Source organism: Ollibium composti (assembly GCF_004801285.1).
GTDB classification, from domain to species: Bacteria; Pseudomonadota; Alphaproteobacteria; order Rhizobiales; family Rhizobiaceae; genus Mesorhizobium; species Mesorhizobium composti.
On the sequence record NZ_SSNY01000011.1, the window covers coordinates 54,236 to 72,669 of the forward strand.

Consider the following 18,434-nt stretch of genomic DNA (forward strand, 5'->3'; position numbering starts at 1 on the left):
GGTTTGATCACGAGATCGACCTTCCGCTTCGTCTCGGCAGCGCCGATGGCGCCCTTCCCGTCATCAGGCAATCTGACCAGTCGCCACGCGGCCACAACGGAGCGTGGAAATGACGACAGGTCGGCGTATCTGGCTCACGGTCGGCGTATTGGCAGTGCTCGCCGCCGGCGGATACTATGCCTGGCAGAAATCCCACAACGGCGCGTTGCCGGAAGGACTGGCGAGCGGCAACGGCCGCATCGAGGCGGTCGAGATCGACGTCTCAGCGAAGTCGCCGGGGCGAATCAAGGAAATTCTTGTCGGCGAAGGTGACTTCGTGAAGACGGGGGACGTGCTTGCCCGCATGGAAACGACACAGCTCGAAGCCCAGCGTCGACAGGCAGAGGCCCAGCTTCGGCGCGCCGGCATCGGCGGCGATACCGCCAAAACGCTGATCGTCCAGCGGGAAGCGGAAAGGACTGCCGCTGCGGCCGTGGTCGCGCAACGCGAGGCCGAACTCGACGCCGCTGAGCGCACGCTCAAGCGCTCCGAGCAGCTAGCGGCCAGCAACACGATCTCTCAACAGGTGCTCGACAACGATCGGGCGACCGAACGCAGCGCGGCAGCGGCGGTCGCAGCGGCCGAAGCGCAACTGGCTGCCACCGAAGCGGCCATCAACGCCGCCAAAGCCGAAGTGGTGGATGCGCAGGCGGCGGTAGATTCGGCGCAAGCAGCAATCGAAAGCATCGACGCCGAGATAGACGACGCGACACTCCGCTCGCCACGTGACGGACGCGTGCAATACCGGGTGGCCGAGCCGGGCGAAGTGTTGGGCAGCGGTGGCAGGGTGCTGAACCTCGTCGATCTGGGTGATGTCTACATGAGGTTCTTCCTGCCGACCGGGCAGGCCGGACGCGTGGCGATCGGCGCCGAAGTCCGGCTCGTCCTCGACGCCGCGCCCCAATACGTCATCCCTGCGAAAGCGACGTTCGTCGCCGATGTCGCGCAGTTCACGCCGAAGACGGTCGAGACCGAGGAGGAACGCCAGAAGCTGATGTTCCGCATCAAGGCGCAGATTTCGCCCGAGCTGCTGCGAAAATACATCCAGCAGGTGAAGACCGGCCTGCCCGGCGTCGCCTATGTCCGGATCGATCCTGGTGCCGAATGGCCTGCCGCCCTGCAGGGAACGCTGCTGCAATGAACCATGGTGCAGCGGCAGCGGCCCAGGTGGCGCGACTGGAAGGCGTCAGCCTTTCCTATGGAAAGACCCGCGCTCTCGATGCGATCACCCTCGACATCCCGTCCGGCTGCATGGTCGGTCTGATCGGCCCGGACGGCGTCGGCAAGTCCAGCCTGCTTTCGCTGATCGCAGGCGCCCGGACGATCCAGGCCGGCCACGTCGAAGTCCTTAGCGGCGACATGGCCAATGCCGCGCATCGGCGGGGTGCCTATCCGCGCATCGCCTATATGCCCCAGGGGCTGGGGCGCAACCTCTATCCGACGCTTTCCGTGTTCGACAATGTCGACTTCTTTGGCCGCCTCTTCGGGCATCAAACAGGTGAACGCGAGCGCCGCATCCGGGAGCTTCTGGAAAGCACCGGGCTCGCCCCGTTCGCCAGCCGGCCGGTTGCCAACCTTTCAGGGGGCATGAAGCAGAAACTCGGTCTTTGCTGCGCGCTCATCCATGACCCTGACCTCCTGATCCTCGACGAGCCGACCACCGGCATCGATCCACTCTCTCGTCGGCAGTTCTGGCAATTGATCGAGCGGATAAGGAGCAGCCGCGAAGGCATGAGCGTTGTCGTGGCCACGGCCTATATGGAGGAGGCCGCCCGCTTCGACTGGCTCGTGGCCATGGACGGCGGGCGGGTGCTCGCTTCCGGCACTCCGGCCGAACTGCTGGAACGTACCGGGACTGTCGAACTCGACGCAGCCTTCATTGCCCTGCTGCCAGCCGCAAAACGTGAAGGATACCGGAAGGTCGTCATTCCGCCGCGGCCGGCGGACGCCGACGGCGAGGCGGCGATCGAGGCCGAGCACCTGACCAAGCGCTTCGGCGACTTCACGGCCGTCGACGACGCCAGCTTCCGCATAGGCCGCGGCGAGATTTTCGGCTTCATCGGATCGAACGGTTGCGGCAAGACGACCACCATGAAGATGCTTACCGGTCTTCTGGACGCAAGCGATGGCCGGGCGATGCTTTTGGGTCGCGAAGTCGATCCGCGGCACGTCGAGGTCAGGCGGCGCGTCGGTTACATGTCGCAGGGATTCTCGCTCTACTCGGAACTGACAGTCCGCCAGAACCTCGAGCTCCATGCCCGTCTGTTCGGCCTGCCGGCCGACAGCATCGGCGCGAGGATCGACGAGGTCGCGCGACAATTCGAACTGACGGGAATTCTGGATGCATGGCCGGAGGCGCTGCCGCTTGGCAACCGCCAGCGCCTGTCGCTGGCGGTTGCCATGATCCATGCGCCGGATGTCCTCATCCTCGACGAGCCGACGTCCGGCGTCGATCCCTTAGCCCGGGACGGGTTCTGGAGAATCCTCGTCGATCTGTCGCGACGCCTGAACGTGACCGTCTTCGTCTCCACCCACTTCATGAACGAGGCGGAACGCTGCGATCGGATCGCCCTGATGCACGCAGGCAAGGTCCTCGTCTGCGACACGCCGGTCGCCATCATGGCCAGCCGCGGCACGCCGACGCTGGAGGCGGCCTTCGTCGACTATCTGGAGGATGCGGCAACCGGCGGGCAGCCCCCCGACATGGCCGCCGAATCCCTCGAGCAACCTCCCGGCGCCTCCAGAGGCGGCACACGCCACCTTTTCGATTTGCGCCGCATGTATGCCTATACGCGAAGAGAGACGCTCGAACTGCTGCGCGATCCGATCCGCGCGACGCTCGCCACCGTGGGCAGCCTCATCCTCATGTTCGTGATCGGCTACGGCATCAACATGGATGTCGAGAACCTCACCTTTGCCATCCTCGACCATGACGACACGGCCATCAGCCGGGACTACGCCTTGCAACTGTCCGGCTCCCGCTTCTTCACCGAGAAGCCTCCGCTCGCCGGATACGCCGATATGGACAGGCGGATGGCAAGCGGTGAGATCGCGCTGGCACTGGAGATCCCGCCGGGCTTTGCGCGTGATCTGGCGCGTGGTCGCGAGATTTCCGTCGGCGCCTGGATCGACGGCGCGATGCCGGCGCGGGCCGAAACGGTACGTGGCTATGTCGAGGGTATGCATGCGGGCTGGCTCGCGCAGAAAGCCCGCGAGCTCCATGGCGACGCCGCCGCGCAGGGCGATTTCCAGCTTGAGGTGCGCTACCGCTACAATCCGAATGTCCGCAGTCTGGACGCCATGGCGCCGGCCGTCATCCCGATGCTGCTCCTGATGATCCCGTCCATGCTCGCGGTGCTGAGCGTGGTGCGTGAGAAGGAGCTCGGGTCGATCGTCAATTTCTACGTTACTCCGGTAACCAGGATGGAGTTCCTGCTCGGCAAGCAGATCCCTTATGTCGGGATCGCCATGTTGAACTGCCTGCTGCTGACGGCCTTTGCTGTCTTCGTGTTTCGCGTGCCGCTGACCGGCAGCCTGGCGACGCTGACCGCGGCCGCTTTCCTCTATGTCGCGGTGGCGACAGCCATGGGCCTGTTCCTCTCCACCTTCATGCGCAGCCAGATCGCCGCGATATTCGGCACCGTGCTGATCACCATGATTCCGGCCGCTCAATATTCGGGAATGATCGATCCCGTATCATCGCTGCAGGGCGTCGGTGCCTTCATCGGGCAGATCTATCCGGCGACCTACTTCATGGCCATTTCGCGCGGCGTCTTCTCGAAGGCGCTTGGCTTCGACGATCTGTCGGGAGCGTTCGTTCCGCTGCTGATTGCCATCCCCGTGCTCATCGGCCTCAGCGCCGCTTTCCTCAGAAAACAGGAACGCTGATGCGGCTTGCCAACATCTTTCATCTGGGCGTGAAGGAACTGCGGGGGCTCGGCCGGAACGCCATGCTGCTGGTGCTGGTCGTGTATGCTTTCTCGGTGGCGATCTATGTCGGGTCGAAGGCCATGCCCGAAACCTTGAACCGGGCGCCGATCGCTATCGTGGACGAGGACCAGTCGGCCGTATCCTCGCGCATCGCCGGTGCCTTCTACCTTCCCTATTTCATGCCGCCCAGACTTATCGCGCAGCCTGAGATGGACCTCAGGATGGATGCAGGCCTCGACACCTTCGCCCTCGATATTCCTCCGAACTTTCAGCGTGACCTGCTGGCGGGTCGTTCGCCAACCCTCCAGCTCAACATAGACGCGACACGCATGTCGCAGGCGTTCACCGGCGGCGGTTATGTCCAGTCCATCGTTACCGGCGAGGTCGAGGAATTCCTGGCCCGCCACAGGACCGAGAAGCGCTTGCCGGTGGAACTCGACCTGCGCGCCCGCTTCAATCCGGAACTGAACAAGGGATGGTTCGGCGCCATCAACGAGATGATCGAGGCCATCACGATGCTTTCCGTCATCCTCACGGGCGCCGCGCTGATCCGTGAGCGGGAGCACGGCACGATCGAACACCTGCTGGTGATGCCGGTCACCGCTTTCGAGATCATGGTCGGCAAGCTTTGGTCCATGGGACTTGTCGTACTGGCTGCGACGGCATTCTGCCTTTTTGTTGTCGTCCGGGGTCTGCTTGCAGTACCGGTCGAAGGATCGCCGGTCCTTTTCATGTTGGGGGCTGGGCTCGACATACTTGCCATGACCTGTCTTGGCCTGTTCCTGGCGACCGTCGCGGGGTCAATGCCCCAATTCGCCTTGCTCGTGATGATGGTGCTGATGCCGCTTCAGTTGCTGTCGGGCGGCGTGACGCCACGCGAGAACATGCCCGAGATCATCCAGGCGATCATGTACGCGGCCCCGAACACGCATTTCGTGATCCTGGCCCAGGCCGTGCTTTTCCGTGGCGCCGGGCTTGCTATGGTCTGGCCGCAACTTGTCGCGCTGGTGGCCATAGCCGGCATGCTATTCGCCTTTTCGCTCCAACGTTTTCGCCGGTTTCTGCGATAGCGGCCACATCATTGCGATAGCACGTGGTTGGAGAGATCGAGGCGGAAACGTTTCTTTGATCCCGCGCAAAGCGTGTTCGAGGAACGCGGGCGATGGTGGGCTCCGTATAACAGTTAGCCTGGAGGAGAATGCCAGTCATGCGCAAGGAATTGAAAACCGATCTCCTTTCGCTCGTTCCTTCCTTGAGGGCATTCGCATTCTGTCTTACGCAAGACGCTGCGAACGCCGACGAACTCGTTCACTCGTCCTTGACCGAGATATGGTCCGTCCATGCCGACAAAAAGGGCGTTGCCCTGAAGATCGGAGCCTTCAACGCCCTGCGCCGTCATTTCTTGCGGCAGGTGATTGTCGATCCGGTGTCGGCGCAGGCGTTCGCTTGGCAATGGATCTCGGGAGACGACAATGCCTTCAAGGCTTGCTTCGAGCGTCTGCCACGAACCGAAAGGGAAGCCCTGTCATTGGTCGATGCGTGGAGGTTCGACCCATCCGAGGCGGCCGAGATCTGTGACTGTGACCGTGAGACGATCGATCAGCGCCTCGGCATGGCCCGTAGCCATTTGACCGGCGATCGCCGTAAACAGTCCCGATTGAAGCGTTCGGGACTGATGCCGCCTCAATTCTGCCGGCTGCAGGCTGATTCTCGCGAAGCGCTTCGAATGCCGAGGTGACGGCCGGGTTATAGTTGGGGCCTTCGCACTCCTTCTGGTCAGCGAGAATCCCCAACTTTGCCGGGACAACGTGGCGAACTCTGCGTACGGGGCTTTCACGCCCCGCCACGGCGGCTTCGATCATTTGACCGAGATCAATAGATGTCGCGGGCTTGGAGCTAGTTTCGATATCAACAGGAAAGGCGACGCGGGAAGAGCGCGGAAACGAAGGCAGGTCCGGAGCGTGTCAGCATAGGGGATGTATCCGTGAACTTTCAGGACCAGAGGGAGACGATTGCTTTCCTCTCCGAACCGTCGACTTTCGAGGTCTCAGCCCCCGTGGAGGCCATCGAGACTCACATCTCGCGCATCTTCCTGGCGGGGGACCGCGTCTTCAAGATGAAGCGCGCGGTCAAGCTGCCCTATGTCGACTTCTCGACGCCCGAACTTCGCCTCGCGGCGTGCCGCAAGGAGGTGGAGCTCAATTCCACCACTGCTCCGGATCTCTATATCGGCGTAAGGCGGATCACACGGGAAGCAAGCGGCCGCCTGCTGTTCGACGGTGAGGGGGAACTGACCGACGCAGTCGTGGAAATGAAGCGCTTCGAGCAGTCCGCCCTGTTGGATCGCATGGCGGAAGCCGGCGCCCTTACACCCCACCTCATGACGCGGACGGCGCTCATGATCGCGCGCTTCCATCGCCAGGCGCCGGTGATGCATGTCGGAGGAGGCATGGCGAACCTTGCGAGAGTGCTGGACATCAACAAGGCCGGCTTCGCCACCAGCCACGTGTTCAGTGAAACGGAAGTCGAGTTTCTCGACACCGCTTTCCGAACGGAGTTGGCGCGTCACGGTGACGTGTTGAACCAGCGCGAGTCGGCCGGCAAGGTGCGGCGCTGCCATGGCGATTTGCATTTGCGCAACATCTGCCTGTTCAATGGCGAGCCCTGTCTTTTCGACTGCATCGAATTCAATGACGACATCGCGACGGTCGACATGCTTTACGATTTGTCGTTCCTGCTGATGGATCTTTGGCATCGCGGCTTTCCAGAGTTGGCCAACCTCGTAGCAAACCGCTATCTTGATGAAACCGACAACGAGGACGGCTTTGCCCTTTTATCTTTCCTGATGGCAATCAGAGCCGCGGTTCGTGCTCACGTCATCGGTACTCAGGTGGAAGAAGGCGGCGACCCCGCTGGCAATCTGCGGGCACAGGCTCGCGCCTATTTCGACCTTGCCGCGGAGCTTCTGAATGAGCGTCCGGTCCGGCTCATTGCGCTCGGTGGACTGAGTGGTTCGGGGAAGACCACCATAGCGGAAGCACTTGCCGCGCATGTGGGCTCGCCGCCTGGCGCGCGTATCGTCGAGAGCGATCGTATCCGCAAGGCTATGCACGGCGTACCGCCTGAAACACGCCTGCCGGAAAGAGCCTATCGACCCGAGATATCCGAGCGGGTTTATCGAGACATGGCATGGCGATCGAACCTCATATTATCTGAGGGCGGCTCTGTTGTGGCGGATGCGGTATTCGAACGACGGCAGGATCGTGCGCGCATCGAGCAAGCGGCGGCGGTTCGAAAACGGCCTTTTCTCGGCGTTTGGCTGGACGTCGCTCCCGACGTGTTGTGGCGCCGTGTCGAACAGCGGCACGGCGGCCCGTCGGACGCAACTGTCGAGATCCTGTCGCGGCAGTTGGAGAGGGACGTGGGAGAGATCACTTGGCACCGCATCGACGCCGTGCGACGGCCGGCCGCGATCATCTCCGATATCCTGGCCCTGCCGATCGCTCGAAGTTCCACAGAGGCAGGATGATGCTTTGATCCCTGTCAATGCCCGACCGATATCGCCGTTCATCCTGAACGACGACCGCGATGGAGAGTTGGCTTGGGAAGCGGCCTGCGTGCGTTTGGAGAGGAAGCGCCATGAGCGGTAGGATGATCGTCTGTGGCCACTGCGGCAGCACCAATCGCTTGTTGCAGGAACGTTCCCCCCAGGCAGCGAAATGCGGGAGGTGCGGACGCAAGTTGTTTGCCGCCATTCCGCAGGACGTAAGTCGCTCGATATTCGAGCGCCACCTGACACGTACGAGTGTGCCTCTCCTGGTGGACGTATGGGCTCCCTGGTGCGGACCTTGCCGCGCAATGGCACCGGCCTACGAGGCAGCCGCGAAAGAATTGGAGCCGACCATTGTCCTGATCAAGCTCAACTCCGACAAGGAGCAGGCTCTATCGACAGAACTCGGCATCCGGAGCATTCCAACGATGATCCTCTTCCACCGCGGCAAAGAGATCGCACGGACATCCGGGGCTATGTCCGCTGGCCAGATAATCCAATGGGTTCGCGAGCGGCTACCCGCTGCCGCCATCTGAAACACGCATGGATGCGCTTCTGCCACGTCTCGGCCTTGCTCTGGCCATCGGCCTTCTAGTCGGGCTTGAGCGCGGCTGGAGGGAGCGTGACGCTCCCGATCGAAGCCGCACCGCGGGCATTCGCACATACGCAATCTCCGGTTTGCTGGGCGGTGTCTTCGCCGCGCTCGCCGAGTCGCTTGATGCCGTTTCCGTCCTTGTTGCCGGGTTCCTGGGTTTCGCGGCCGTTTTTGCCTCCTTCAAGGCACGCGAAGCCGCATTTGACGACGACTTCAGCGCGACGGGCGTTATCGCGGGGCTTGGCGTTTTCGCGCTCGGCGCGCTCGCTGTCTCCGGCGATTATCAGGCCGCTGCCGGTGGGGGCGCCGCGCTTGCCGGCATTCTCGCCAGCCGTGAGATTCTACACGAACTGCTGAAGCGATTGACTTGGGTGGAATTGCGCTCGGCGCTTGTCCTGTCCGTGATGACAGCGATCATATTGCCACTCCTTCCAAATCGCCCCATTGATCCATGGGGCGGTCTCAACCCGTGGGAAATCTGGTTCTTCACCGTTCTGGTCGCGGCGATCTCCTATCTCGGCTATATCGCCGTGCGCGTATTCGGGACCACGCGTGGATTAATCGTCAGCGCGCTCGGCGGGGCACTCGTCTCGTCGACGGCGGTTACGCTTGCCCTTTGCCGCGCTGCAAAATCGGGTGGTGATGCATATCCGTTGGCAGGTGCGGCCTTGCTCGCTGCCATGATTTCCGTCGCCCGCGTCTGCCTCGTCGTGGCGGTCGTGGAACCAGGCGTTCTTGCTTCCGTGGGGCCGGCAGCGCTTGGGATCGCCCTTGGTTTCGGCCTTTACGGAGCGCTTCTCATAAAAAGGCAACGCCCTCACGCGGAAGTGGACATGCCGGCCCGCAGCCCCTTCGATCTCGCCGCGCTGTTGATGTTCGCCCTGGCGTTCGCGATCGTGGCGACAGTAAACGCTGCACTGGCCACACTGATCGGCGCTCAAGGTCTAGTGGCCACCTCTGCCGTTTCCGGTCTGTTGGATGTCGATGTCGCCGCACTGAGCGCCCTGCGCCTCGTAGGAACCATAACCACACCGGTCGTCGCCGGGCATGCCGTACTTGCCGCCATCCTCGTCAACTCTCTCGCGAGGGTCGCTCTGGCGATTGCGTCTTCCCCGTTTCGCTTCTGGATTTCGTTTCTGCTGGGAACAGCATTTGGGATCACCGGTGGCGCGACGGCGTTCATCCTTGTCCCATCGCTTTGAGACGTGTCTCGGTACCAAGGCTCCGCGCCTGAGTAACGATAGCTTCGGGCTCATGTCCTCATGGCCTCTATGTCGGGCCAATTCCCTCGCCTGGACAATACGCTTCATGGAGGGCCTCGACCACGGTCAGCACCTCCGGGCGCGCGATGCGGTAATGGACTGTCGTTCCTTCCCGTCGCGATTCCACCAGGCCGTCGGCCCTGAGCCGCATGAGTTGCTGCGACATCGGTACCTGCTCGATGCCAAGTTCCTCGCGAAGCTGCGCCACTGATTTTTCCTGCCCGCCCAATGCGCACAGCACCAGCAGCCGCTGTGGATGCGACAGGCTACGCAAAAGCTCAGCGGCTTTGCCAGAGGCCGGGATCATTTCTTTTACATTCATATTCTTGAATTTATATTCTTTGAATGTTAGATGCAAGGCGTTCATTCGCGAATGCCCCCCGCAGCGGATTTGAGCCGGATCAAGGCGCGGGGCCACGGAGACGCCACAATAGGCCAAAGGCGAAAAGAGGGAATGCCCATGTCGCACATCGTTATCCTCGGCGCAGGTCTCGGCGGCACCATCATGGCCTACGAAATGAAGGAGAAGTTGCGTCCGCAGGATCGGCTGACCGTCGTCAACCAGGGCAGCACTTATTCCTTTGTCCCGTCAAATCCCTGGGTCGCGGTCGGCTGGCGCGAGCGCAATGACATCGCGGTCGACCTTGCGCCGGTGCTCGCCCGGCGTGGAATTGAGTTCCGGCCGGAGGGCGCGCGCCGCGTCCATCCTAAGGAGAGCCGGATCGAACTCAACGACGGTTCCTTTCTCGACTACGACTATCTCGTAATCGCCACCGGTCCCGACCTGGCGTTCGATGAAGTGTCTGGTCTGGGACCGGAGGCCCATACGCAATCGATCTGCCAGGTCGACCACGCCGAGCAGACCAGGGTGGCCTTCGACGCATTGGTAAAGGCGCCTGGACCGATCGTGGTGGGCGCAGCCCAGGGAGCCTCCTGCTTCGGGCCGGCCTACGAATTCGCGTTCATCCTCGATACCGCGCTCAGGAACGCGAAAAAGCGCGACCAGGTGCCGATGACCTTCGTCACGCCCGAGCCCTATATCGGCCATCTCGGCCTCGACGGCGTGGGCGACACCAAGGGTCTGCTCGAAGGCGCCCTGCGCGAGCGGCACATCAAATGGATCACCAACGCTCGTGTCGTGAAGGTCGAGGCCGGGCGGATGACGGTCGAGGAAGTCGACCAGGACGGCACGGTCAAGGCCACGCACGACCTGCCCTTCGCCTTCTCGATGATATTGCCGGCGTTCCGCGGCGTGCCGGCCGTCGCCGGCATCGAGGGACTGACCAATCCCCGCGGCTTCATCGTCATCGACAGGCACCAGCGCAATCCCGCCTACCCGAACGTCTTCGGCATCGGCGTGTGCGTCGCCATCCGTCCGGTCGGCAAGACGCCGTTGCCGGTCGGCGTGCCGAAGACCGGCTTCATGATCGAATCGATGGTCACCGCGACGGTGGAGAACATCGCCGCGCTGCTGCGCGGCGAACAGCCGCGCGCCGTCGCCACCTGGAACGCCGTGTGCCTGGCCGATTTCGGCGACGAGGGCATCGCCTTCGTCGCGCAGCCGCAGATACCGCCGCGCAACGTCAACTGGTCCTCGCAGGGCAAGTGGGTGCACGCCGCCAAGGTCGGCTTCGAGAAATATTTCCTGCACAAGGTCCGGCAGGGCAAGGCCGGGACCTTCTACGAGAACCTGACGCTCGATCTGCTCGGCATCCGCAAACTCAAGGACATCCATCTGGAGCCGACGGAATAACCCGCCGGCCGCACACAAGGAGAATGAAATGACCATCGACCGCGCCGTCCTGATGTTCGCCGGCTTCATGGTGCTGGCTTCGCTGGCGCTCGCCTACTTCGTATCGCCGTGGTGGTACCTGCTCACTGCCTTCGTCGGCCTCAACCTGCTTCAGGCGTCGGTGACCGGCTTCTGCCCGGCGGCCATCGTCTTCAAGCGCCTGGGCTGCAAGGCGGGCGTGGCCTTCAAGTAGCGCCGGCGGTTCCGTGCCTCGCCCACGGGACCGACCAGGCCCAGATTTTCCAGCTTTCCGGGTTTTCCAATGTTCCGTTGCTTTCTCACGGTCGCCCTGGTGGCTGCGGCTGCCGCCGTTCCGCAAGCGGCCTTCACCGCCGAATTCGCAGTACACGCCATCACCATCCCCGAGATGAAGGCCGTATTCGGTCAGGTTGAAAGCCGAACCGTCGTGCCGGCGCGCGCCCGCATCGGCGGAACCATCCGTGAAATCCGCGTCAGCGAGGGCAGCGAGGTCAGGGAAGGCGACGTCATCGGCGTGGTGGTCGACGACAAGATGGCGCTCCAGCTCGCCGCCGCCGACGCCAAGATCGCGGCACTGAAGTCCGAGTTCGCCAACGCGCGCACCGAACTGGAACGGGCCGAGCAGCTCGTCGCGCAGGGCGTCGCCACTCAAAGCCGGCTCGACGCGGCGAGGACCGCGCTCGAAGTCGCGACCAACCAGGTCGCGGCGGCGGAGGCCGACAAGGCCGTGATCGCGCAAGGGGCGAAGGAGGGCGACGTGCTGGCGCCGGCTACAGGCCGAGTGCTCACCGTCCCCGTTACCGCAGGCTCGGTCATCATGGCCGGCGAGCCCGTCGCCCGCATCGCCACCGGCCCCTACTATCTTCGCCTGTCGCTGCCGGAGCGGCATGCCGCGGAAATCGCCGAGGGCGCCATCGTGGAAGTGGGCGTGCGCGGCCGAGCACAGGCTTCCGGGGCACCTGGAGCCACGGCGCAAGGGAGGATCGTCAAGGTCTATCCCGAGATCGCCGACGGGCGGGTCATCGCCGATGTCGATGTCGCCGGCATCGGCAGCTATTTCGTCAACGAACGCACGCTGGTCTCGATCCCGGTCGGCAAGCGTTCCGTGCTTGCGGTGCCGCAGAAGGCGGTGACCTCCCTGCACGGCATCGACTACGTTCGGCTTGCTGCGACGGACGGGCCGATGGACGTCGCGGTCATCCTCGGCGAGACCTTCGAAAGCCAAAGCGGGACGCTTGTCGAGATCCTGACCGGCCTGAAGGACGGCGACCGGATCATGCTGCCATGAAGGGGCCCGGCCTCGGCATCGCCGGCGGGTTGACGCGCGCTTTCATCGCGTCTTCGCTGACGCCGCTCTTTCTCCTCTCCGCGCTCGCGCTCGGACTGATCGCGCTGGTCACGCTGCCGCGCGAGGAGGAGCCTCAGATCTCCGTTCCGATGGTGGATATCCACGTCGCCGCCAACGGCCTCAAGGCGGAGGACGCCGTCAAGCTGGTCACCGAACCGTTGGAGACCATCGTCAAGAGCATCGACGGCGTCGAGCATATCTATTCGCAAACCGAGGACGACGGCGCGCTGGTGACGGCTCGCTTCAAGGTCGGCACCGATGCCGATGCGGCGGTGCTCAGGGTGCGCGAGAAGATCGGCGCCAACATGGATCGGATTCCGGTCGGCATCCCCGAGCCGCTGATCGTGCGGCGCGACATCGACGACGTGGCGATCGTGACCGTCACCCTGCACCCTGCTCCGGAAGCGGCGGCGCGCTGGACCGCCAACGGCCTGACCCGGCTGACCCGCGAATTGCAGGTCGAGGTCTCGAAGCTTCCCGATGTTGGGCTCACCTACATCGTCGGCGAACAGCCGGAAGCGATCGAGGTCGAGCCCGACCCCGAGAAACTGTCGCTCTACGGCATCACGCTGCAACAGCTCGCCGCCAAGATCGACGGCGCCAACCGTTCCTTCCGGGTGGGCACGGTGCGCGAAGACGGCCAGCAGCGGGCGATCGTGGCCGGCCAGACCCTGCGCGACCTGCCCGAAATCAGCAATCTTCTCCTGACGGCGCGCGACGGCCGCCCCGTCTACGTGCGCGATGTGGCGAAGGTCGTGCTGGCGACGTCGCCGGCGGAAAACCGCGTCACCAACATCAGCCGGACCGATGCCGGCCTCATGCGGACTCCCGCGGTCTCGCTCGCCATCGCCAAGCGGCCCGGAACCAACGCCGTCGTCATCGCCGACGAGATCGTCCGGCGCCTGGAGCAGGCGCGCGGCGAGATCTTTCCCAAGGACGTCGAGATGACGGTCACGCGCAACTACGGCGAGACCGCCAACGAAAAGGCGAACGAACTGCTCTTCCATCTCGGCCTCGCCACGATCTCGATCGTGGTGCTGGTCGCCGTGGCCATCGGCTGGCGCGAGGCGCTCGTGGTGGCGGTCGTCATCCCGACGACGATCCTTCTGACGCTCTTCGCCTCGTGGATCATGGGCTACACGCTCAATCGCGTCAGCCTCTTCGCGCTGATCTTCTCGATCGGCATCCTCGTCGACGACGCCATCGTTGTCATCGAGAACATCGCCCGCCACTGGGCCATGCGCAACGGCCGCTCGCGCGTGGCGGCGGCCGTCGACGCCGTGGCCGAGGTCGGCAACCCGACCATCGTCGCCACGCTGACGGTGGTGGCCGCGCTCCTGCCCATGCTGTTCGTGTCGGGCATGATGGGGCCTTACATGAGCCCGATCCCGGCCAACGCCTCGGCGGCGATGCTGTTCTCCTTCTTCGTCGCCGTCATCCTCACGCCGTGGCTGATGGTCCGGATCGCGAGGACCGACGCATCCGCCGGCCATGGCCATGCGCAAGCCGCGGACGGCGGCCGGCTCGGGCGACTCTACGTCGCGGTCGCGCGGCCGATCCTCAGGAGCCGGGCGCGCGCCTGGACCTTCCTGCTCCTCGTCGGCGCGGCCACGCTCGGGTCGCTGGCCCTGTTCTACACCCAGAACGTGACGGTGAAGCTCCTGCCGTTCGACAACAAGGCGAACCTCCAGGTCGTGCTCGACCTGCCGAAAGGTTCGTCGGTGGAGGACACCGACCGGACCCTTCAAGACATGGCCGGGCGCCTGGAGAGCGTACCGGAGATCGTCTCGTTCCAGACCTATGCCGGCACTTCCTCGCCCTTCGACTTCAACGGCCTGGTGCGGCACTACTATCTGCGCTCCGGCCCCGAGCAGGGCGACATCGCCGTCAACCTTCTCGCCAAGGGCGAGCGTAAGCGCGCGAGCCATGCCATCGCCCTCGACATCCGCCAGCGCCTGAAGGGACTCGCGCTGCCGAAAGGCGCCGTGGTCAAGGTGGTGGAACCGCCGCCCGGCCCGCCGGTGCTCGGCACGCTGCTGGCGGAAATCTACGGCCCCGACCCCGAAACCCGCCGCGCCGTGGCCGAGAAGGTGCGCGAAGCCTTCGCCAGCGTGCCGTTCATCGTCGATGTCGACGACAGCTACCACAACCGGCCCGAGCGCGTGCGTGTTTCCATCGACCAGGACAATATGGAATTCTACCGGGTCGAGCAGTCGGACGTCTACGATACGCTGAACGCACTCTATGCCGGCAGGACCGTCGGCTACTCGCATCGCGGGGGCGGCCGCCAACCGATCCCGATCCGCATCGCGCTCGCCAAGGGCGGTTCCGTGGTCGACGAGCGCACGCTGACGACGCCGGTGCCGGCCAACGCTTTGCCCGGCGGGCGTGACGTTCTCGAACTTGGCGACGTCGTCTCGGTTTCGCGAGAGCCCGCTTCCTGGCCGATCTTCCGCCACAACGGCCGCCCGGCGGAAATGGTGATGGCCGAGCTGGCAGGCGCCTACGAGGCGCCGATCTACGGCATGCTCGCGGTTGACGACGCCATCGCCAGAGCCGACTGGGGCAATCTGCCGAAGCCTGCCATCGCGCTGCACGGCCAGCCCGACGACGAGAGCCGGCCTACGCTGCTGTGGGACGGCGAATGGGAGGTGACCTGGGTGACCTTCCGGGACATGGGTGCGGCCTTCATGGTGGCGATCCTTGGCATCTACATCCTGGTGGTGGCCCAGTTCGGCTCCTTCAGGCTGCCGCTAGTCATCCTGACGCCGATTCCACTCACCTTCGTCGGCATCATGTTCGGGCACTGGCTGTTCGACGCCGCCTTCACGGCTACCTCGATGATCGGCTTCATTGCGCTTGCCGGCATCATCGTGCGAAACTCGATCCTGCTGGTCGACTTCATCCGACATGCAAGCGGCACCGACCGCTCCCTCATTGATGTGCTGCTGGAGGCTGGAGCGATCCGCTTCAAGCCGATCCTTCTCACCGCACTGGCGGCGATGATCGGCGCGGCCGTGATCCTTGCCGATCCGATCTTCCAGGGTCTGGCCATCTCGCTGCTTTTCGGTCTCGCATCCTCCACGGCCCTTACCGTGCTCGTCATCCCCGCCATCTATATCGCATTGCGGGGCGAGCGCCGTCAGGATGATGGGATGCACCCGCTGCCGGCCGCCGGCTCGGTTCACAACATTCTTGAACCCGCCGCAACCAGGAGTCTGCCATGAGCTATTATTTCTCGAAAGTTCTGACCTGCGATTTCGACAAGACCGTGGAACGCGTCACACTGGCGCTCAAGGGTGCCGGGTTCGGCATCATTACCGAGATCGACGTAAGAGAAACCTTCAAAAGGAAGCTGAACGCCGATTTCCGCAACTACCGCATTCTCGGCGCCTGCAATCCGACCATGGCGCGCGAGGCGCTGGAGATCGAGGACAAGATTGGCACCATGTTGCCCTGCAACGTCGTCGTGCAGGACATGGGCGACGGCCATGTCGAAGTGGCTGCGGTCGATCCCGTGGCGTCGATGGCCGCCGTCGGGAATCCAACTTTACTGCAGGTTGCCGACCGCGTGCGGGAGATGCTCAAATCCGTGGTTGAAAGCCTCTGAACTTAACGACAGCGCCGTTTGACCTCCTGACATTGCTCGTCCAACCGGAGATGCTCGCTTCGATCGGGCGAGCGTTAAAGATCAGCCGCAAGACCGATTTCACACTACCTCCCTATGAATTGACGTCGATCAAGGCCGGCCTGGCTCGGACATGTTCGACTGAACGCACAATCATTGGAGGTCCAGATGTCAAGATCGTGGATTGGAGCAGTGCTTGCGACTGTGGTGACCGCCACCGTGATCAGCGGCCCAGCTGCCGGCGACGATCGCAGCTGGTGGCCGCACTGGGGCTGGGAGCACATGACGAGCGACGGCTGGGGCCCCGGCATGATGGGATGGTGGGGGCGGCCGGATGGCATGGTCGAGCGCGTCGACGGGCGACTTGCCTACATGAAAACCGAACTCAAGATAACGCCCGAACAGACAGCGGCATGGGATGCGTTTGCCGCAGTCGTTCGAACCTCGGTCGAGGCACACAACGAAATGATGCGCTCGACTACCGAGGAATTCGACGATGGAACCATATTCGACAAGCCCCTGCCCGAGCGACTCGCATCGCAGATCACGCGGATGGAGGCGCGCTTGGCGCAGATCAAATCCGTCAAGGTAGCCGCCGACGATCTTTACGCCGTTCTCACGAACGAACAGAAGGCAGCCGCCGACGATGTCGTTCTCCCGTTGACGGGTCTGGGAATGGGACGCAGCCAGGGCCGGCACATGATGCGCTGGTGAGAGGCCGCGTGAGCGGAAGGGCGCTATCGGGTACCGTTTTGAACTCTGACTTTGGATGCCCACCCCATCGACGGTAGCGTGGATGATTACGTAAGTTGTCCGTATGTGGACGCTCATCGTCACCCATTGGCCTCATATCCTCGCGGTCGTCTCAACGTTGATCGCGGCGGCGGCCGCGGTGCACGCCGCGATGACAAAAGACGAAGTACGCGCAGCCATTGGCTGGGTCGGCGTCATTCTCCTGTCGCCTTTCATCGGCGCGCTACTCTACGCCGTAGCCGGCATCAACCGTATCCGCCGCGTCTCGATCGCGGCGGAGCGGTCGGCGGCCGGACACGAAGTGCTGGAACATCCGCGCTTCGATGCAACTTCCGAAGCAGTCGCCAGCCGCTTCGGCAGGCGGTTCGCCGCACTGAAGATCGCAGGCGACAGGATAACCCATCACGCGCTGACGACGGCAAACGCCATCACCGATTTGGATACCGGCGACGAGGCCTACGCTGCGATGATCGCGGCGATTTCCGCCGCGCAGCGCAGCGTCGTTCTCGAAACCTATATTTTCGACCGCGATCCGATCGGGCTGCGTCTTGCAGATGCCTTGGTCGCTGCCGCACGGCGTGGTGTCGCCGTGCGCGTGCTGATCGACGCGGTCGGAGCCCGCTACTCCGTGCCCAGTATCGTCGATCATCTGAGCGAGGGTGGTGTCACCACCCGCGTGTTCAATGGGCGCATCATCAGCGGGCTGCGGCTGCCCTACGCCAATCTGCGGACGCACCGGAAGATTCTCGTGGTGGACGGCGCCGTCGGCTTCGTCGGCGGGATGAACATCCGGCAAGGCTTCACTGCGGAATTCGCCGGGGCGGCCATGGCGCACGACACGCATTTCCGTATCGAAGGGCCGGTGATCGCAGATATCTTCTCGGTCGCCGCCGAGGATTGGTATTTCGCCAGCGGCGAGCGCCTCCATGGCGATGCCTGGCGTATCGCCATGGAGGCGTCCGGCGAGCCCGGCTCGCCCATCTTCATGCGCGCACTTCCTTCAGGCCCCGATGCGAGCCTCGAAGCCAACCACAAGATGCTGATGGCCGCCTTCTCCATTGCACGCCGCTCCATCCGCATCATGTCGCCCTACTTTCTGCCCGACCGCGAACTGATCAGTGCGCTGACCACTGCTGCCCGGCGCGGGATCGACATCGACATCGTGGTCCCGTCAGCCAACAATCTGCTGCTCGTTGACCGCGCGATGACAGCCCAGTTCGACCAGGTCGTCAGGAGCTATTGCCGGGTCTGGCGTGCGCAGGGCCCTTTCGACCATTCCAAGCTGCTCGTCGTCGATTCCATCTGGGCCTTCGTCGGCTCCTCCAATCTCGATCCGCGCTCGCTGAGGCTGAACTTCGAGATCGATCTCGAAGTGCTGGACGCCGGCTTCGCGACACGGATCGAGCGGCGCATCGACGCCGCGATCGGCTCGGCTGTCGAGGTGACTCTGGAAAGCCTGCGCGCCAGACCGTTCCTCGAACGCCTGATCGACCGTATTTTGTGGCTCGGATCGCCTTACCTTTGACGCACCAACTATGCGTCATCTATCGATTGCAGT

Annotated in this window: 15 protein-coding genes; 14 read left to right on the forward strand and 1 reads right to left on the reverse strand. The window is 63.5% G+C overall.

Annotation, left to right across the window (positions count from 1 at the left end):
- The first annotated feature begins 109 nt into the window (after positions 1–109).
- The 7 genes from E6C48_RS17610 to E6C48_RS17640 all read left to right on the forward strand — a co-directional run bounded on the left by E6C48_RS17610 (position 110) and on the right by E6C48_RS17640 (position 9,316).
- Positions 110–1,180: an HlyD family secretion protein gene (locus E6C48_RS17610; protein ID WP_136359487.1), complete on the forward strand. Its 1,071-nt coding sequence runs from the start codon at positions 110–112 to the stop codon at positions 1,178–1,180.
- Complete coding sequence (rbbA, locus tag E6C48_RS17615; RefSeq protein ID WP_230978831.1) at positions 1,177–3,927, forward strand: ribosome-associated ATPase/putative transporter RbbA; 2,751 nt, start codon at positions 1,177–1,179, stop codon at positions 3,925–3,927. The genes E6C48_RS17610 and rbbA overlap by 4 nt, the downstream gene beginning before the upstream one ends.
- Positions 3,927–5,039, forward strand: a complete 1,113-nt coding sequence (locus E6C48_RS17620) for an ABC transporter permease (protein ID WP_136359489.1) — start codon at positions 3,927–3,929, stop codon at positions 5,037–5,039. Before rbbA ends, E6C48_RS17620 begins: the two co-directional genes overlap by 1 nt.
- A 137-nt stretch (positions 5,040–5,176) precedes the next feature.
- Positions 5,177–5,707, forward strand: a complete 531-nt coding sequence (locus E6C48_RS17625; RefSeq protein WP_136359490.1) for a sigma factor-like helix-turn-helix DNA-binding protein — start codon at positions 5,177–5,179, stop codon at positions 5,705–5,707.
- A 246-nt stretch (positions 5,708–5,953) separates the two neighbouring features.
- A complete protein-coding gene (locus tag E6C48_RS17630; protein WP_136359491.1) occupies positions 5,954–7,498 on the forward strand; it encodes a bifunctional aminoglycoside phosphotransferase/ATP-binding protein in 1,545 nt (514 codons plus the stop codon).
- Between the two features lie 110 nt (positions 7,499–7,608).
- A complete protein-coding gene (trxC, locus tag E6C48_RS17635; protein WP_136359492.1) occupies positions 7,609–8,055 on the forward strand; it encodes a thioredoxin TrxC in 447 nt (148 codons plus the stop codon).
- 7 nt (positions 8,056–8,062) lie between these two features.
- Entirely contained in the window at positions 8,063–9,316 is a 1,254-nt protein-coding gene (locus tag E6C48_RS17640) for an MgtC/SapB family protein (RefSeq protein ID WP_136359493.1), read from the forward strand.
- A 67-nt stretch (positions 9,317–9,383) separates the two neighbouring features.
- Here the strand turns inward: E6C48_RS17640 and E6C48_RS17645 are convergent, their stop codons facing one another.
- Positions 9,384–9,743 carry an ArsR/SmtB family transcription factor gene (locus E6C48_RS17645; protein WP_230978832.1) on the reverse strand — a complete coding sequence of 120 codons (360 nt, stop codon included), beginning with the start codon at positions 9,741–9,743 and terminating at the stop codon, positions 9,384–9,386.
- 93 nt (positions 9,744–9,836) lie between these two features.
- On the opposite strand from E6C48_RS17645, the gene E6C48_RS17650 reads away from it, so the two are divergent.
- From E6C48_RS17650 to E6C48_RS17680, 7 genes are all read left to right on the forward strand, one after another.
- Entirely contained in the window at positions 9,837–11,129 is a 1,293-nt protein-coding gene (locus E6C48_RS17650; RefSeq protein ID WP_136359494.1) for an NAD(P)/FAD-dependent oxidoreductase, read from the forward strand.
- A 28-nt stretch (positions 11,130–11,157) separates the two neighbouring features.
- Positions 11,158–11,361 (forward strand): YgaP family membrane protein, encoded by a 204-nt coding sequence (locus tag E6C48_RS17655; RefSeq protein ID WP_136359495.1) that lies wholly within the window; start codon positions 11,158–11,160, stop codon positions 11,359–11,361.
- A 99-nt stretch (positions 11,362–11,460) separates the two neighbouring features.
- Positions 11,461–12,435, forward strand: a complete 975-nt coding sequence (locus E6C48_RS17660) for an efflux RND transporter periplasmic adaptor subunit (RefSeq protein ID WP_330998630.1) — start codon at positions 11,461–11,463, stop codon at positions 12,433–12,435.
- Entirely contained in the window at positions 12,432–15,722 is a 3,291-nt protein-coding gene (locus E6C48_RS17665; protein ID WP_136359497.1) for an efflux RND transporter permease subunit, read from the forward strand. Before E6C48_RS17660 ends, E6C48_RS17665 begins: the two co-directional genes overlap by 4 nt.
- Positions 15,719–16,105 (forward strand): DUF302 domain-containing protein, encoded by a 387-nt coding sequence (locus tag E6C48_RS17670; protein WP_136359498.1) that lies wholly within the window; start codon positions 15,719–15,721, stop codon positions 16,103–16,105. Before E6C48_RS17665 ends, E6C48_RS17670 begins: the two co-directional genes overlap by 4 nt.
- 225 nt (positions 16,106–16,330) lie before the next feature.
- Complete coding sequence (locus E6C48_RS17675; protein ID WP_168734571.1) at positions 16,331–16,837, forward strand: Spy/CpxP family protein refolding chaperone; 507 nt, start codon at positions 16,331–16,333, stop codon at positions 16,835–16,837.
- Positions 16,838–16,940: 103 nt separating this feature from the next.
- On the forward strand, positions 16,941–18,401 hold the full coding sequence (locus E6C48_RS17680) for a phospholipase D-like domain-containing protein (protein ID WP_136359500.1): 1,461 nt from the start codon (positions 16,941–16,943) through the stop codon (positions 18,399–18,401).
- Positions 18,402–18,434 lie beyond the last annotated feature (33 nt).

Coding starts and splice junctions, on each gene's coding strand:
- E6C48_RS17610 (WP_136359487.1), top strand. CDS start 110: ATGACGACAGGTCGGCGTATCTGGCTCACGGTCGGCGTATTGGCAGTG.
- rbbA (WP_230978831.1), top strand. CDS start 1,177: ATGAACCATGGTGCAGCGGCAGCGGCCCAGGTGGCGCGACTGGAAGGC.
- E6C48_RS17620 (WP_136359489.1), top strand. CDS start 3,927: ATGCGGCTTGCCAACATCTTTCATCTGGGCGTGAAGGAACTGCGGGGG.
- E6C48_RS17625 (WP_136359490.1), top strand. CDS start 5,177: ATGCGCAAGGAATTGAAAACCGATCTCCTTTCGCTCGTTCCTTCCTTG.
- trxC (WP_136359492.1), top strand. CDS start 7,609: ATGAGCGGTAGGATGATCGTCTGTGGCCACTGCGGCAGCACCAATCGC.
- E6C48_RS17640 (WP_136359493.1), top strand. CDS start 8,063: ATGGATGCGCTTCTGCCACGTCTCGGCCTTGCTCTGGCCATCGGCCTT.
- E6C48_RS17645 (WP_230978832.1), bottom strand. CDS start 9,743: ATGAACGCCTTGCATCTAACATTCAAAGAATATAAATTCAAGAATATG.
- E6C48_RS17650 (WP_136359494.1), top strand. CDS start 9,837: ATGTCGCACATCGTTATCCTCGGCGCAGGTCTCGGCGGCACCATCATG.
- E6C48_RS17655 (WP_136359495.1), top strand. CDS start 11,158: ATGACCATCGACCGCGCCGTCCTGATGTTCGCCGGCTTCATGGTGCTG.
- E6C48_RS17665 (WP_136359497.1), top strand. CDS start 12,432: ATGAAGGGGCCCGGCCTCGGCATCGCCGGCGGGTTGACGCGCGCTTTC.
- E6C48_RS17670 (WP_136359498.1), top strand. CDS start 15,719: ATGAGCTATTATTTCTCGAAAGTTCTGACCTGCGATTTCGACAAGACC.
- E6C48_RS17680 (WP_136359500.1), top strand. CDS start 16,941: ATGTGGACGCTCATCGTCACCCATTGGCCTCATATCCTCGCGGTCGTC.